The sequence below is a fragment of the Rhizobium sp. 57MFTsu3.2 genome (assembly GCF_012932765.1).
GTDB lineage: Bacteria > Pseudomonadota > Alphaproteobacteria > Rhizobiales > Rhizobiaceae > Rhizobium > Rhizobium altiplani.
In genome coordinates this window covers 139,292-153,108 of record NZ_JDWI01000006.1, presented here as the reverse complement: position 1 = coordinate 153,108, position 13,817 = coordinate 139,292, and the positions used below count along the sequence as shown (strand labels likewise).

The 13,817-nt window shown below is 60.3% G+C and carries 12 protein-coding genes; 4 read left to right on the top strand and 8 right to left on the bottom strand.

Annotation, left to right across the window (positions count from 1 at the left end):
* Positions 1-9 precede the first annotated feature (9 nt).
* Both AF71_RS09295 and AF71_RS09290 read left to right on the top strand, forming a co-directional pair.
* Positions 10-774 carry an SOS response-associated peptidase gene (locus AF71_RS09295; protein WP_169681090.1) on the top strand — a complete coding sequence of 255 codons (765 nt, stop codon included), beginning with the start codon at positions 10-12 and terminating at the stop codon, positions 772-774.
* Between the two features lie 38 nt (positions 775-812).
* Entirely contained in the window at positions 813-1,436 is a 624-nt protein-coding gene (locus tag AF71_RS09290; protein ID WP_113470698.1) for a LysE/ArgO family amino acid transporter, read from the top strand.
* Here the strand turns inward: AF71_RS09290 and AF71_RS09285 are convergent.
* From AF71_RS09285 to AF71_RS09260, 6 genes are all read right to left on the bottom strand, one after another.
* Complete coding sequence (locus AF71_RS09285) at positions 1,433-3,205, bottom strand: adenylate/guanylate cyclase domain-containing protein (protein WP_169681088.1); 1,773 nt, start codon at positions 3,203-3,205, stop codon at positions 1,433-1,435. The two genes, AF71_RS09290 and AF71_RS09285, sit on opposite strands and share 4 nt — an antisense overlap.
* 153 nt (positions 3,206-3,358) lie before the next feature.
* Positions 3,359-3,499 carry a hypothetical protein gene (locus AF71_RS09280; protein WP_007531226.1) on the bottom strand — a complete coding sequence of 47 codons (141 nt, stop codon included), beginning with the start codon at positions 3,497-3,499 and terminating at the stop codon, positions 3,359-3,361.
* Positions 3,500-3,661: 162 nt separating this feature from the next.
* A complete protein-coding gene (gene pssA, locus AF71_RS09275; RefSeq protein WP_018857405.1) occupies positions 3,662-4,510 on the bottom strand; it encodes a CDP-diacylglycerol--serine O-phosphatidyltransferase in 849 nt (282 codons plus the stop codon).
* A gap of 13 nt (positions 4,511-4,523) precedes the next feature.
* Complete coding sequence (locus AF71_RS09270) at positions 4,524-5,222, bottom strand: phosphatidylserine decarboxylase (RefSeq protein ID WP_025659847.1); 699 nt, start codon at positions 5,220-5,222, stop codon at positions 4,524-4,526.
* A gap of 241 nt (positions 5,223-5,463) precedes the next feature.
* Positions 5,464-7,341 (bottom strand): ABC transporter ATP-binding protein/permease, encoded by a 1,878-nt coding sequence (locus AF71_RS09265; RefSeq protein WP_018857403.1) that lies wholly within the window; start codon positions 7,339-7,341, stop codon positions 5,464-5,466.
* 203 nt (positions 7,342-7,544) lie between these two features.
* Positions 7,545-9,497: a LysM peptidoglycan-binding domain-containing protein gene (locus AF71_RS09260; protein WP_169681086.1), complete on the bottom strand. Its 1,953-nt coding sequence runs from the start codon at positions 9,495-9,497 to the stop codon at positions 7,545-7,547.
* A gap of 155 nt (positions 9,498-9,652) precedes the next feature.
* On the opposite strand from AF71_RS09260, the gene AF71_RS09255 reads away from it, so the two are divergent.
* On the top strand, positions 9,653-10,279 hold the full coding sequence (locus AF71_RS09255) for a TIGR00730 family Rossman fold protein (protein ID WP_026371809.1): 627 nt from the start codon (positions 9,653-9,655) through the stop codon (positions 10,277-10,279).
* 9 nt (positions 10,280-10,288) lie between these two features.
* On the opposite strand, the gene rarD is transcribed toward AF71_RS09255, so the two are convergent.
* Positions 10,289-11,203, bottom strand: coding sequence for an EamA family transporter RarD (gene rarD / locus AF71_RS09250; RefSeq protein WP_025659843.1), 915 nt, complete (start codon positions 11,201-11,203; stop codon positions 10,289-10,291).
* A gap of 105 nt (positions 11,204-11,308) precedes the next feature.
* Between rarD and AF71_RS09245 the strand changes: the two genes are divergently transcribed.
* Positions 11,309-12,175 (top strand): rRNA adenine N-6-methyltransferase family protein, encoded by an 867-nt coding sequence (locus AF71_RS09245; protein ID WP_169681084.1) that lies wholly within the window; start codon positions 11,309-11,311, stop codon positions 12,173-12,175.
* 3 nt (positions 12,176-12,178) lie between these two features.
* Here AF71_RS09245 and cimA read toward each other — a convergent pair whose 3' ends face one another.
* The gene (gene cimA / locus AF71_RS09240) at positions 12,179-13,795 is read right to left on the bottom strand and encodes a citramalate synthase (protein ID WP_018857398.1); all 1,617 of its coding nucleotides are present in this window, start codon (positions 13,793-13,795) and stop codon (positions 12,179-12,181) included.
* Positions 13,796-13,817 lie beyond the last annotated feature (22 nt).

Genomic DNA, 13,817 nt, shown 5'->3' with positions numbered 1-13,817 from the left:
GACATCAGAATGTGTGGACGTTATGCCCTGACAATATCCCCGGAGGAGTTGAAGGAAGTTCTGGGGATCATGGATCTCGAGGACTTTCCCGCGCGTTACAACATTGCGCCGACCCAGCCCATCCTCGTCGTCGTTTCGGATGAAACGCGGGAGAAAGGCAGCAACCTCCCGGAGCGGCGCGCGGTGCTCGTACGATGGGGCTTTACGCCGGGATGGGTGAAGGGTCCCAAGCAATTTCCGCTGTTGATCAACGCCCGCGCCGAAACGGCGATCGGCAAGGCGTCGTTTCGTGCGGCGATGCGCCATCGGCGCGTGCTCGTGCCAGCCTCCGGCTTCTATGAATGGCATCGCCCCGGCAGGGAGAGGGGCGAGAAGTCCCAGCCCTATTGGATCAGGCCGCGCCGCGGCGGCATTGTGGCGTTCGCCGGCCTGATGGAAACATGGTCGTCCGCAGACGGTTCGGAAGTCGACACCGGCGCGATCCTGACGACCGCGGCAAATGCCGCCATCGCTCGGATCCATGACCGCATGCCCGTCGTCATCAAGCCGGAAGACTTTTCGCGCTGGCTGGATTGCAAGACACAGGAGCCACGGGACGTCGCCGACTTGATGAAGCCGGTCGAAGAAGATTTCTTCGAGGCGATCCCCGTCTCCGACAAGGTCAACAAAGTGACCAATATGGGGTCCGACCTCCAGGATAAGGTGGCTGTTGATAAGCTGCCGTCGCCGCCTGAAAAGAAAAAGCCGGATGACGGCCAGCTCAGCTTCTTCTAAGCTGATAATCCCACCGCATAATTCTTCCGGAAAATCACATGATCTCCATTTCTGCCGCGCTTTCCGGCTTCTTCCTTGGTGCGTCGCTCATTATCGCCATTGGTGCACAGAATGCGTTCATTCTGCGCCAAGGCCTGCTGCGCTCACACGTCTTCATCCTGTGCCTGATCTGCGCCGTATCGGATGCAGTGCTGATCGCAGCCGGCGTTGCCGGGCTGGGAACGCTTGTTGCCCAGTCGCCGACTCTCATCTCGGCTGTGACGCTAGGTGGGGCAATTTTTCTCGGTTCGTATGCCGTTCTGGCATTCCGTCGCGCTCTCCATCCCGGCGCGATGCAGGCGGGTTCTCCGCAGACACTGGGTCTGAAGGCTGCAGTCGCGTCTTGCCTAGCCTTTACCTTTCTGAACCCGCACGTCTATCTGGACATGGTCGTTCTGATTGGCAGTCTGTCCGCGCCCTATAGCGGTGCAGACCGCATCGCCTACGGTGTCGGTGCCGCGACGGCGTCGTTCATCTGGTTTTTCGGCCTAGGCTACGGCGCTCGCCTGTTGCAGCCGGTTTTTGCAAAACCCGCAGCCTGGCGGGTTCTCGATGTCATCATCGGCATTGTCATGGGGCTGCTGGCGATCAGTCTGCTGGTCCGCTTCTTCCACCCGGCCTAGGCTTCCGGCATGCCGGCGAGCGCCAACCCTGTGAGGATCGGTTCGATCCGGTTAGGGTTCTTGGCGGCTTGGCCGGCGCGGATGCGGGCGACTGTGACGCCGGGCGAGAATGCAAGCAGACCCGCAAGGTGCCGCCGCGCTTCGTCCATGCGTCCGAGTTTTGCATTGGCCGCAATCATCATCCAGAAGCACGGACCGTAATAGGCATTCGCCGCCATGGATTTGCGCCCCCAGGCCAGAGCCTCTTCATAGTTCCCGCGGACCATTTCGACATGAGCCAGCCCGGTAAGGTTCCAATGAGCACCAAGGCTGTTTGGACTCAGTCGTTCGGCGCGCAGGAAATATGTGACGGCCTCATCGAGACTGCCGCAATGGAGGTTCGCGACGCCCGCATAATTGACGACGTCGAGGTTGTTGGGGTTGAAGGCAACGGCCTGGCAGACCAACTCGAAACCTCGATCGTACTGCTTCAGGTACTGCATCAGAGTATTGCCGCAGATCCCCACGACGGACGCGTCGCCGTGGCCATGCACAAGCGCCCGCTCGATGTAGTTCTCGCAGAGTGCTCGCTGATCCTCGACCCCCGGCAGCTTCCAGCCCAGAGTGCCGCGTTGCATGAGCAACCCGACTGCCGTCGCAAGATAGGTCGCGTTGTTAGGCTCGAGGGCGATTGCCTTGTTGATCAGGGCGAGGGAGGCGTCGTTCCGCTCTGGCATGTCGGAGTAGAAGCTTCCCATGGTCTGAAGGTAGAAATCATAGGCTTCAATGCTCTCTGGCCACTCCCTTCGTGAAAGCGCGATCTCGGCAGACTTGATCTGGGGCTCAACAATCGAGACGACGCTCTCAGTGATGCGATCCTGGAAATCAAAAATTTCTTCCGCAGAGCCATCGTAGTGCTCTGCCCACAGGTGCGCACCGGTCGCGCCTTCGACGAGCTGTGCGGTAATGCGCAAGCGGTTACCGGCGCGCCGCACGCTGCCTTCCAGCACGTAGCGTACGCCAAGCTCGCGAGCGACCTGGCGCACATCGATCGCGCGGCCCTTGTAGATAAAGGAGGAGTTGCGGGCGATCACCGCGAAGGAGCGGAAACGACTGAGCGCCGTGATCATGTCTTCGACAACGCCATCGGCGAAATACTCCTGCTGGACATCGCCGCTCATATTCTGGAAGGGAAGCACGGCCAGCGACGGCCGGAGGTTGTCTTTTGCCTTTTGCAAGAGAGCACTGGTAGGGCTTGGGTGAGCGTCCGGCTGCCATTTCCAGATCCGGACTGGCCGATCGATGTTCCTGAGTTGGACGTCGCCACCGTCCTCGAATTCCGCGTCGACGCGGCCTACGATGTTCTCCCTGACGCTCGATGCGATGCAGACACCGCCGGGTTCCGCCAGCGGTTCCAGACGCGCGGCAATGTTTACGCCGTCACCATAAATATCGTCACCATCGATAACGACATCGCCGAGATTGATCCCGATGCGCAGCGTGATTCCTGGATGGGAGGCGTCGTTGCCCGAAGCGGCGGCGGTGCGTTGCACCGAAAGCGCAAACTTGACCGCATCAACGGCGCTGCCAAACTCGACGAGAGCGCCGTCGCCAACAAGCTTGATGACGAGGCCGTTGTGATTCTCGACCTCAGGATTGAAGACAGACAGCCGGTGATGCTTCAACGCGGCAAGTGTGCCTGCCTCATCCTTTGCCATCATCCGCGAATAGCCAACGACATCAGCGACAAGGATCGCACTGAGCTTGCGATTTGTCTGGACGTCGGTCATATCGCCTCCGAACTGGCCTATGGACATCCTAGCAGTTCGGTTCAACCACGTCGCGCGGGATAAGGACGCGCGTTGGATTTTCAATGAAGCATGGAGGCAAGAGCCTGGTCTTGGCGCTGTCGGTCCCATCGACAGCGCGGCATTTGCCTCGCCCTAGGCAATCTTCTTGACGAGCGGTGGCTTGCTCTTGAGCATCAGGGCGGCCGCAAGAACGGCCTTCAGGCCGAGCGGGCGGTAGTTGGCGCTGAGGTCGGACTTCGCCGGCTGTTCGACGCTTGTCTTCTTCGGGGTCACAATACTCTCCTCACGTGTGCTGTCCCTAGACTCTTATATTTATTGCTCTTTTGCGTGTAATAGCGACAAAATCGAGGCGCCGCTTATCAGGAATTGTGTATCCGATGCATATTTCGCGAGGCTTGAGTCAGGCATTCTTCGGCAAAGGAGAGTTGAAAAATGTCAGATGTGACGGCCGATATCGTCCTCGCCGACACCCGGTTCCTCGATGGTCAGCGTGCCGTATTTCCGCTTCCACTTGCGCGCGCCGAACGGCAACGTCAGCAGGTAGATGACGGCGGTCACGACCATGACTTCCCATGTGAAGCTCGACAGTAGCGCCACGTAGAGAACGACCCCGAGCATGACCGGCAGCACCAGATCACGCCGCAGCCTGCTGCCCTCGGACTTGCCCGACCAGACAGGAAGGCGGCTAATGAGCAGGAACGCGATCAGAACCGTATAAACGGATGAAAAATAAGCGAAAGTGCGATCGGTCGTCAGCCCAAGGAAGCCGAGATAGACAGGGAGCAGCACCAGCATTGCGCCGGCTGGCGCGGGCACGCCGACGAAATACTCCGACTGCCAGGTTGCCTTGTTCTCGCGCTCGGCCATGACGTTGAAGCGAGCCAGACGAAGGCCCGCCGCAATGGAGTAGATCAGGGCGGCGATCCAGCCGATGGAGCGGGCCTGATCCAGTGCAAAGACATAGACGACAAGCGCGGGCGCGACGCCGAAATTCACGATATCAGCCAGCGAATCCATCTGCGCGCCGAACTTCGACGTCGCCTTCATCAGGCGGGCAACGCGGCCGTCGATCCCATCGAGGAACGCGGCGAGAAGCACCATGCCGACCGCAAGCTCGTACCGGTTCTCGAATGCAAGGCGGATGCCGGTGAGGCCGGCACAGATCGCCAGGATCGTGATGAGATTGGGAATGATAAGGCGAAGCGGGATCTCGCGAAGCCGTGGTCCGCGGCCCGAATCGTCAGGCGGACCGTTGGGCTCGAAAGGCGGGAAGGGCGTTTCCATGTCGCGCTCCAGTCTAGCTTCGACGGCTGACGACCGGGCCCTTGGTGGAGCCGAATTCGGCCAGCACGGTTTCTCCGGCAATTGCCGTCTGGCCGAGCGTCACCCGGGGCGCTGCGCCGGCCGGGAGAAATACATCAAGGCGCGAACCGAAGCGAATCAGGCCGAAGCGTTCGCCGGCATCCAGAGGCTCGCCGGTATTGGCCCAGCAAAGGATACGCCGAGCAACGAGGCCGGCGATCTGAACGACCCCGATCTGGCCGTGCGAGGTTTCGATGACAAGACCGTTGCGTTCGTTGTCTTCGCTTGCCTTGTCGAGTTCGGCATTCACGAAGCTGCCCGACCGGTAGTTGACGCTGACGATCCGCCCGCGCACCGGGGAGCGGTTCACATGGCAGTTGAAGACGTTCATGAACACCGAGATCCGCAGCATCGGCTCGCTGCCGAGATTCAGTTCGGCGGGCGGTACGACCATCTGGACCGACGACACTTTGCCATCGGCCGGCGAGATGACGAGATCGTCATCCTGCGGCGTCATTCTCTCGGGATCACGGAAGAAATAGGCGCACCACAGCGTCAGGATCAGCCCGATCCAGAACAGCGGCTTGAAGATCCAGCCCAGAATGAGCGAGGCGACGAAGAAGGCGGCGATGAAGGGATAACCTTCCTTGTGCACCGGAACGATCGTGTTGCGTACCGTATTGAACAAGCTCATTTATGCCGCGCTCCTAAAGCATGTCTCCCGAAAGCGGCAACCGGTTTCGGGCCAAAGACATGCGTGAAAACAAAGAACTAAAGCGCAACAAGCGAATCTGAAAGATCGCGTTGTGCTTTGACGCTCTTTTCTCATCGCTGGTTACAGGGAAACCGCAGCTGGGGCAATGCTGCGGCTCCTTGACCACACATCTATGACGGGCTTCTGAACAGCAAAGCAGCTCAAATGCCGTCCATTCAGGCTAGCTCGCCGGAGCAAGCCTGTTCACAACCCCCATGTCATCGCTCTCGCGGACCTGCTTCAGATGCTCTTCGGCCTGCGTGGCCTCGCGCTGGCGGTTCCACATCGAGGCATATAGGCCATTTTTCTGGAGAAGTGCGGTGTGGGTGCCGCGTTCAGCAATCTCGCCGCTTTTCAGAACGATGATTTCGTCCGCGCCGATAACCGTTGACAGCCGGTGGGCGATGACGAGCGTTGTGCGGTTCTTGGATACGACATCGAGTGCGGTCTGGATATCGCGCTCGGTGGTGGTGTCGAGGGCCGATGTTGCCTCGTCGAGGATCAGAATCGGCGGCGCCTTTAGGACCGTTCGGGCGATCGCAACGCGCTGTTTCTCACCGCCGGAGAGTTTCAGGCCACGCTCGCCAACCTTGGTATCAAAGCCCTCGGGCAACAGATCGATGAAGTGAGCGATCTGGGCGATCTCGGCTGCTGCCTTGACCTCTGCATCAGTAGCCGATGGACGCCCGTAGCGGATGTTGTAGGCAACCGTATCGTTGAAAAGGACGGTGTCTTGCGGGACCATCCCGATGACCGATCGCAGGCTCTTCTGGGTCACTGTCCGGATGTCCTGGCCATCGACCGAGACCGAACCGCTTTGAATGTCATAGAAACGATAGAGCAAGCGCGACAAGGTCGATTTACCGGCGCCCGACGGACCAACCACGGCGACCGTCTTGCCCGCAGGCACTTCGAAGGAGATACCTTTTAGGATCGGACGGGCAGGGTCATAGGAAAAGTGCACATCCTTGAAGGAGATGGCACCTTGCCTGATATCCAAAGGCGCCGCCTCGGGCGCATCCATCACTTCAGCCTTGACTTCGAGGAGATCGAACATCTGCTCGATATCCGTCAACCCCTGGCGAATTTCACGATAGACAAAGCCGATGAAGTTCAAGGGAACGGAAAGCTGCAGCAGCATGGCGTTGACGAAGACGAAGTCGCCGACCGTCTGCTCGCCACGTTGGACGGCAAGGGCCGACAGGATGAGCATCACCGTCGTGCCCAGGCCAAAAATCACGCCCTGGCCGAAGTTGAGCCAGCCGAGCGAGGTCCAGACATCCGTGGCCGCCTTCTCGTAGCGTTCCATCGACCTGTCGAAGCGCCGGGCCTCCATCTCCTCGTTGCCGAAATACTTGACCGTCTCGAAGTTGAGGAGGGAGTCGATAGCCTTGGTATTGGCGTCGGTATCGCTGTCGTTCATCGCCCGGCGGATCGCGATGCGCCAGTCGCTGGCGCGGATCGTGAACCAGATATAGGCCCAGACGGTGAACGCGGTGACGGCGAGATAGGAAAAGCCGTAGCCCCACCAGAAGATGATGGCCGTCAGCAAAAATTCGATCAGCGTCGGCACGGAGTTGAGGATCGTAAACCGCACGATGGTCTCGATCCCTTTGGTGCCACGCTCGATGACACGCGAAAGTCCACCCGTCTTGCGTTCGAGATGAAAGCGCAACGACAGTTCATGCATGTGCACGAAGGTCTTGTAGGCCAATTGCCGGACAGCATGCTGCCCGACGCTGGCAAAGAGCGCGTCGCGCAACTGGTTCAGACCGAGCTGGATGAGGCGGGTGAGGTTGTAGGCAATGACCAACGCCGTCGCGCCGACAAGCAGGTCCGGCAGCTTGCCGGCGAGGTCCATCTTCCCGTTCAGCGCATCGGTCGACCACTTGAAGAAATAGGGGACGAGCAGCAGTACGAACTTGGAAACGAGGAGGTAAACCGAAGCCCAGACGACCCGCATCTTGAGATCCGGGCGACCTGTTGGCCACATGTAGGGCCACAGATTGAACAGCGTCCGCAGGAGGTTGGAATCAGAGACTGTCTTGTCGTTTGCCATGCGAATCTCCCGCCGAAAGGCGCTGATGGCGCTGCGTTGCCGACAAATTTGGGAGCCGCGGAAATGCCGAAAGAGGCTCGCCGGACATGATCGTCGTCACCGCCACACAGGGGTTGGCGGGACCAATACAACAAATGGGTGCCGCAGGAAAAGAGCGGCCGGACGTGATATCCGTCCGGCCGCTCTATCAAGATGGGATCGCCTTAGAGGTGTTCGCCCGACAGCCGCTTGCGGTGAAGCTCTTCCGCGTTCGGCAGGGCATCCTTGGGAAGGCCGAAGATCTGTCCCGGCAAGATGCGGTCCGGGTTTGTGATCTTGTCCTCGTTGGCGACATAGATCGTCGTGTAGCGAACGCCCGCACCATAGACGCGCCGCGATATCTGCCAGAGCGTATCGCCGCGGCGGATAATGACCGTCTCGTTGCTCGGTGCGAGCGGCGCCTGCTCGATCGTCGTCGGACCGCCCTGGTCTCCAGCGATCTCGTTGGTCGCAGGTGCATTCGGCGCGGCCGGTGCAGTGGAAGGAGCGGTCAGCTGGGCGATGCCGGCGCCGAGCTTGCCCAGCGCATCGCCGACGGATTTCGCATCCTTTGGCAGAGCCTGCAGCATGCTCAGGGCATCGGCTGCGGCCTGGGCTGTGGTCGAAGCCTGCTGCCTGACGTCGGCTGTGGCATCGGCCGCGGTGCGGAATTCCACGATGGCACGCAGGGCGAACTCGGTGGCAGAGCGGGCAGCCGCGAGCTCTTCCACTCCCGGTATCTTGCCGTCGGCGAAGAGCCCGTTGAGCAGGGAGAAGGCCTTGGCGGCATCATTCTTCAGCTTTCCGAGCGTACTTTCATCCAGTGGCACGGTCCCCGCCGCGCTTCCGCCGTTAGGCTTCACGCTCTGCGCGGCAACAGTGACCTGATTTCCTTCCGGGCGGTTGAAATTCACCGACGCGCGAACGGCGACCTTACCGGCGTCATTGAGAACATCGACGCGAATCTTGTGATCGCCGACCGAAAGCGGCATCACGCCATCGACAACAAAATGACCGTCGGGACCGGCCTTCGCCTTGCCGATCAGCTGGTCGTCGGCATAGGCGACGACGTTCGCCGAGGCCTTCGCCATGCCTGCGACAAAGATCTTGTCGCCTTCGATCTCGACGGCGCTGACCATGACATCGTTAGCCGTCGTCGGACCTGCACCAGCCGGCGCGCTCGCGGCATCCGACGAACTCGGAGCAGTACTGCCATTGGAGGCGACCTGAGTATCCGGCTTGGGCGCGGTTATGACGCGGCTGGCGGTGCCCGGCTTGGAGACCATCGCCAGCAGTTCGGAGTTCTTGCCATCCGTGGGAACGGATACGGTCGCAACTTCTTCCGATGTCGAAGCTTTGCCATCCTTGCCGGTGGCTCGCAGGACGAGCTGGTGGTCGCCGGCGGAGAGCGGATTATCGAGCACCGCAACGAAATCGCCAGTCGGGCCGACGTCCGTCGTCGCTACGACCTTGTCCCCATCCAGGATTTCAAGCTTGCTGTTCGGTACTGCCGAACCGGCGATGACCGTAGAGCCATCCGGTTCTACGCGCAGCACGTCGAAAGTGGGGAGCTTGTTGGTGTTTTCCGCAGGCGAGGCCGCGACCGACGGTTCGCTGGCCGGCTCCGGGGAGCCTGTCAGCGCCGCTTCGGCTTTTGCGATCGCCGTTGCCGCATCGGCAATATTCTCCGGTAGCGCCTTGACGATCGTCAGCGCCTTGGCTGCATCGTCTTTTGCCTTGGTGGCGGCGGCAGCCGTGACCGGGTTCGTGCCATCAGGAATCGCAAAGTCCGCAAGTGCCTGCAGTGAGGTCGTCGCCTTCGACTTGGCTGTCTCGAAAACTTCCTGTGTCGGACCCTTGCCGTCTGCAAAGAGCGCCTTAAGTTCGGAGATGGATTGGCCCGCCTCCGAAGCAAGCCGACCGACTTTCTGCGTGGTCTCTGCATCGTCGGGAACTGAAGGGCGCGATGTCTTGGCGGTTTCGGTGACTGTTTTCTTTACTTCGGAGCCGGCCTGGTTAATTGCATCACCAACTTTGGCGGCGTCTCCGCCGATGCGGGGCATGACAAAAAAGACCATCAATAGAATTGCGATTACAAGCACTGCAAGGGCCAGCAAGCCGGCACGGTTTCTCATCATCACGTCTCCCCAGGCGGCAATCTTGCCGGACTTACTAAAATTGCTAGCGATTCCCGCTGCTTTGCACAAGCAGTCAAAGCGGTAAGGCAATAGTACGACGCAGCTTTTCCGTCATTTTTCTTGACTGGAGACAGAGAGAATAGTTGTTTGCCCCTATGACAGATCAATCTCATTCCATTCGCTCCATTTGTGTTTACTGCGGCTCGCGACCGGGCAGCGATCCTCGCCATATGGCGGCCGGCCGTGCGCTGGGTAAGGAAATCGCGGACTACGGCCTGCGCCTCGTCTATGGCGGAGGCACCAAGGGCATCATGGGGGCTGTGGCGAGCGGCGTGCTTTCGAACGGGGGCCAGGTGACCGGGATCATTCCCGAGTTCCTGATCGACATGGAGGCTACTCGCCATTCCCTCGGCCAGCTCAATGAACTGATTGTAACGCCTAACATGCATACCCGCAAACATGCGATGTTCGAGCGCTCTGATGCGTTCGTCGCGCTGCCGGGCGGCATCGGCACGCTCGAAGAAATCGTCGAGATCATGACCTGGGCGCAGCTCGGCCGTCACGAGAAGCCGATGGTCTTTGCCAACGTCAACGGCTTCTGGGACCCGATGATGGAGCTCATGCGCCACATGACGGACGAAGGCTTCGTCCACACCGCCCATCGCGTTCAGCCGCTCGTCATCGACGACATATCCGAGATCATCCCTGGCATCATGGCGCAGGCGGCTGAAATTGCTTCGGTCGACAGTGACGGCGAGGACGCCGTTATTTCGAAGATGTAGGGCCGGGAGTTAGCGCTCCCGGTTCCCTTTGATCATCGCCCAGCTGTAGAGGAAGAGTCCCGCCCAGATCAGTGGGAAGGCGATCATGCGTGCGGTGCCGAGAGGTTCGTGGAACACGAAGATCGCAATCAGGAAGATCATCGTCGGCGCGATGTATTGCATGATGCCGATGGTCGAAAGCCGCAGCAGCTTGGCGCCGTTGGCGTAGATCATCAGCGGTACGGCGGTAACGACGCCGCAACCGAGCAGCAGGGCCGTATCGGCCCCGCCGGTGCGAAAGAAGTGTCCTTCCCCGCTGCCGAGTTCGAGATAGAGAATGTAGAAAAACGCCGGGATGCTGAGGATCAGCACTTCGAGAAAGAAACCCTGGTTCGGGCCGAGCGGCAACGTCTTGCGAAACAGAGCGTAAAGCCCCCAGGAAATCGTCAGCGTCAGCGACACCCATGGAACACCGCCGCTATCGAGCGCCAGCACGACGACTGCAAGTCCAGCCAACGCAATCGCTCCGATCTGAATGGGGTGCAGCCGCTCCTTCAATAGCACGGAGCCGAGTAGGATGCTGAATAGCGGGTTGATGAAATAGCCGAGCGCCGCATCGAGCGAATGGCCGGCGCCGATCGCCCAGACATAGGTACCCCAGTTGACGGTGATCAGCGCTGCCGTGAGCGCTGCCATGGCCAGCATCCGCGGTGACCGCAGGGCTATCCGGATATCCTGGGTGCGGCCGAGAACGATGAGCACCAGACCTGCCAGGGGCAAGGACCAGAGAATTCGATGAGCAATGACCTCGGCCGGCGAGATATGAGCGACGGCCTTCATGTAGATCGGTAGGAAACCCCACAGAAGATAGGCTACCAGCGCAAAGGCGAAGCCACGGGGACTGTCTTCGTTTTTGGCAATCGCGGCGCTTGCATTAGCAGACATCGAGTGTTTCCATATTTGTTCTCGTTATGAGCCGCTTAACTTAACGGACGTGAATAGGCCAATTCATTTCGGTGAATATTGCCGGCCATCGCGATGGTGAAGGATATGGACGACGAAGCTCTTGCGCAGTGTCGCAGAGCATATGCATCACGGGTGCTTACGAAGGAAGGCATTCAGGACGACGATGCGTTGTTGCAGGCCTACGCGACTGTCCCGCGCGAGCGCTTTCTGGGGCCGCCACCGTGGAGGATGGCAGGTTGGTACGGCTACGTCGATGTTCCCTCGGGCGATGCCTCCGTCGTCTATCAGGATGCGTTGTTTGCGCTTCAGCACAAGCGGCACGTCAACAACGGCAGCCCGAGCCTACACGCCCGGGGAATACACAAGCTGGCGCTCCGGCGCGGCGACATGGTCTGTCATGTGGGCGCCGGCAGCGGCTATTATACAGCGATCATGTCCCTGCTCGTTGGCGCCGAGGGTTGCGTGATTGCCGTGGAGTTCGACGGGGAACTGGCGGCGCGCGCTGAGGCCAATCTTCGGGACTATCCAAATGTGAAGGTCGTCCATGGCAACGGGGTGGAGTGGCCACGCGAACTGACCAATGCCGTCTACGTCAATTTTGCGGTTCACCGTCCCGCCGATCCCTGGGTGGAGCACCTGTCGATCGGTGGTCGGCTAATCTTTCCGCTCGGCGTTCCCGACGTCGATGCCACGGGGCCGACGGGATTGGCTTCCTATGCCGGCTTTTTCCTTTTTCGCCGTGAAGACGATGCTTACGCGGTGGAGTTTCTGTGCCCGGTGGCTTTCGTTTGGGCGGAGGCCGTATCCGGCGGATTTGACAGCTACAGACGGCTTGAAGCCTCGTTCGGCCGCGGCGGGATGCAACATGTTTGCGCCCTGCGCTGGAAAACCGAGCGACAGGGCGACGAATGGTATTCGGAGAAGGATTGGGGCCTTGTCTACAGCCGCTGACGGCTACTCCGCCGCGATCTTGCCCGCCAATTGCCGGTTCTTCATCAGCTTGTAGATGACCGAGTCAACAAGCGCTTGGAACGACGCATCGATGATGTTCTCGGACACGCCGACCGTCCACCAGCGCACGCCGTCGCTATCGGTGGATTCGATGAGAACGCGGGTGATGGCCTCGGTGCCGCCATTGAGAATACGCACCTTGAAGTCGGCCAGCACCAGATCGTCGATCTCATGCTGATACTTCCCGAAATCCTTGCGCAGCGCGAGGTCGAGCGCGTTGACCGGGCCGTCGCCTTCGGCAACCGACATGATCGTCTGCCCCTCGATGACGATCTTCACGACCGCTTCCGAGACGATCTTCACGCGGCCATGGGAATCGAAGCGGCGCTCAACCATGACGCGGAAGCCCTCGATCGAGAAGAATTCCGGGATGGTTCCGAGGGTGCGGCGCGCCAATAGTTCGAAGCTCGCGTCGGCGCCCTCGTAGGCGTAACCGGAAGCCTCCCGCTCCTTGACCAGCGCAATCAGGCGGTCGAGTTTCGGATCATCCTTGCCGACCTCGATGCCGCGGCGCTTCAAAGCGTTGATGAAATTCGCCTTGCCGCCCTGGTCGGAGACCATGACCTTGCGGAAATTGCCGACGCTATCAGGCGTCACGTGCTCGTAGGTGCGGGGATCCTTGAGCAGCGCGGAGGCATGGATGCCGGCCTTGGTCGCGAAGGCCGAAGCGCCGACATAGGGCATCTGGTGGTCCGGCGAGCGGTTCAGAAGTTCGTCAAATGCATGCGACAGGCGCGTCAGGTTGGTCAGCCGTTCACTGTCGATCGCTGTCTCGAAGCGATGGGAATAGGTTTCCTTCAGCGCCAGTGTCGGGATCAGCGTCACGAGATTGGCATTGCCGCAGCGCTCGCCGATCCCGTTCAAGGTGCCCTGGATCTGGCGAACGCCTGCCTCCACGGCTGCGAGCGAATTGGCCACCGCCTGACCGGTATCGTTATGCGCATGGATCCCGAGACAGTGCCCGGGAACGCCCGCCACGATCAGCGCCTCGACGATCGCGCGGATTTCCGGCGGCTGCGTGCCGCCGTTGGTGTCGCAGAGAACGACCCAGCGCGCGCCGGAGTCATAGGCCGTCTTTGCACAGGCGATGGCATAGGCGGGGTTTGCCTTGTAGCCGTCGAAGAAATGTTCGCAGTCGACCATTGCCTCCTTACCGGCGGCAACGGCGGTCTTGACGCTCTCGGCGATGCTTTCGAGATTTTCCTCGTTGGTGCAGCCGAGCGCGACCTTCACATGGTAGTCCCAGCTCTTGGCAACGAAACAGATCGCGTCGCTCTCAGCCTGCAGGAGGGCTGCGAGGCCCGGATCATTTGAGGCCGAGATGCCGGCTCGCTTCGTCATTCCGAAGGCGACGAAGCGGGCCCGTGTCGTGCGCTTCTCGCTGAAGAAGGCGGAGTCCGTCGGATTGGCGCCGGGATATCCGCCTTCGACATAATCAAGGCCGAACTCATCCAGCATGCTCGCGATCGCAATCTTGTCCTCGACGGAGAAGTCGATGCCGGGCGTCTGCTGCCCGTCGCGGAGCGTCGTGTCGAAGAGGTAGATCTTTTCGCGTGTCATGATGGTCGTCCTGTCGGCCTTG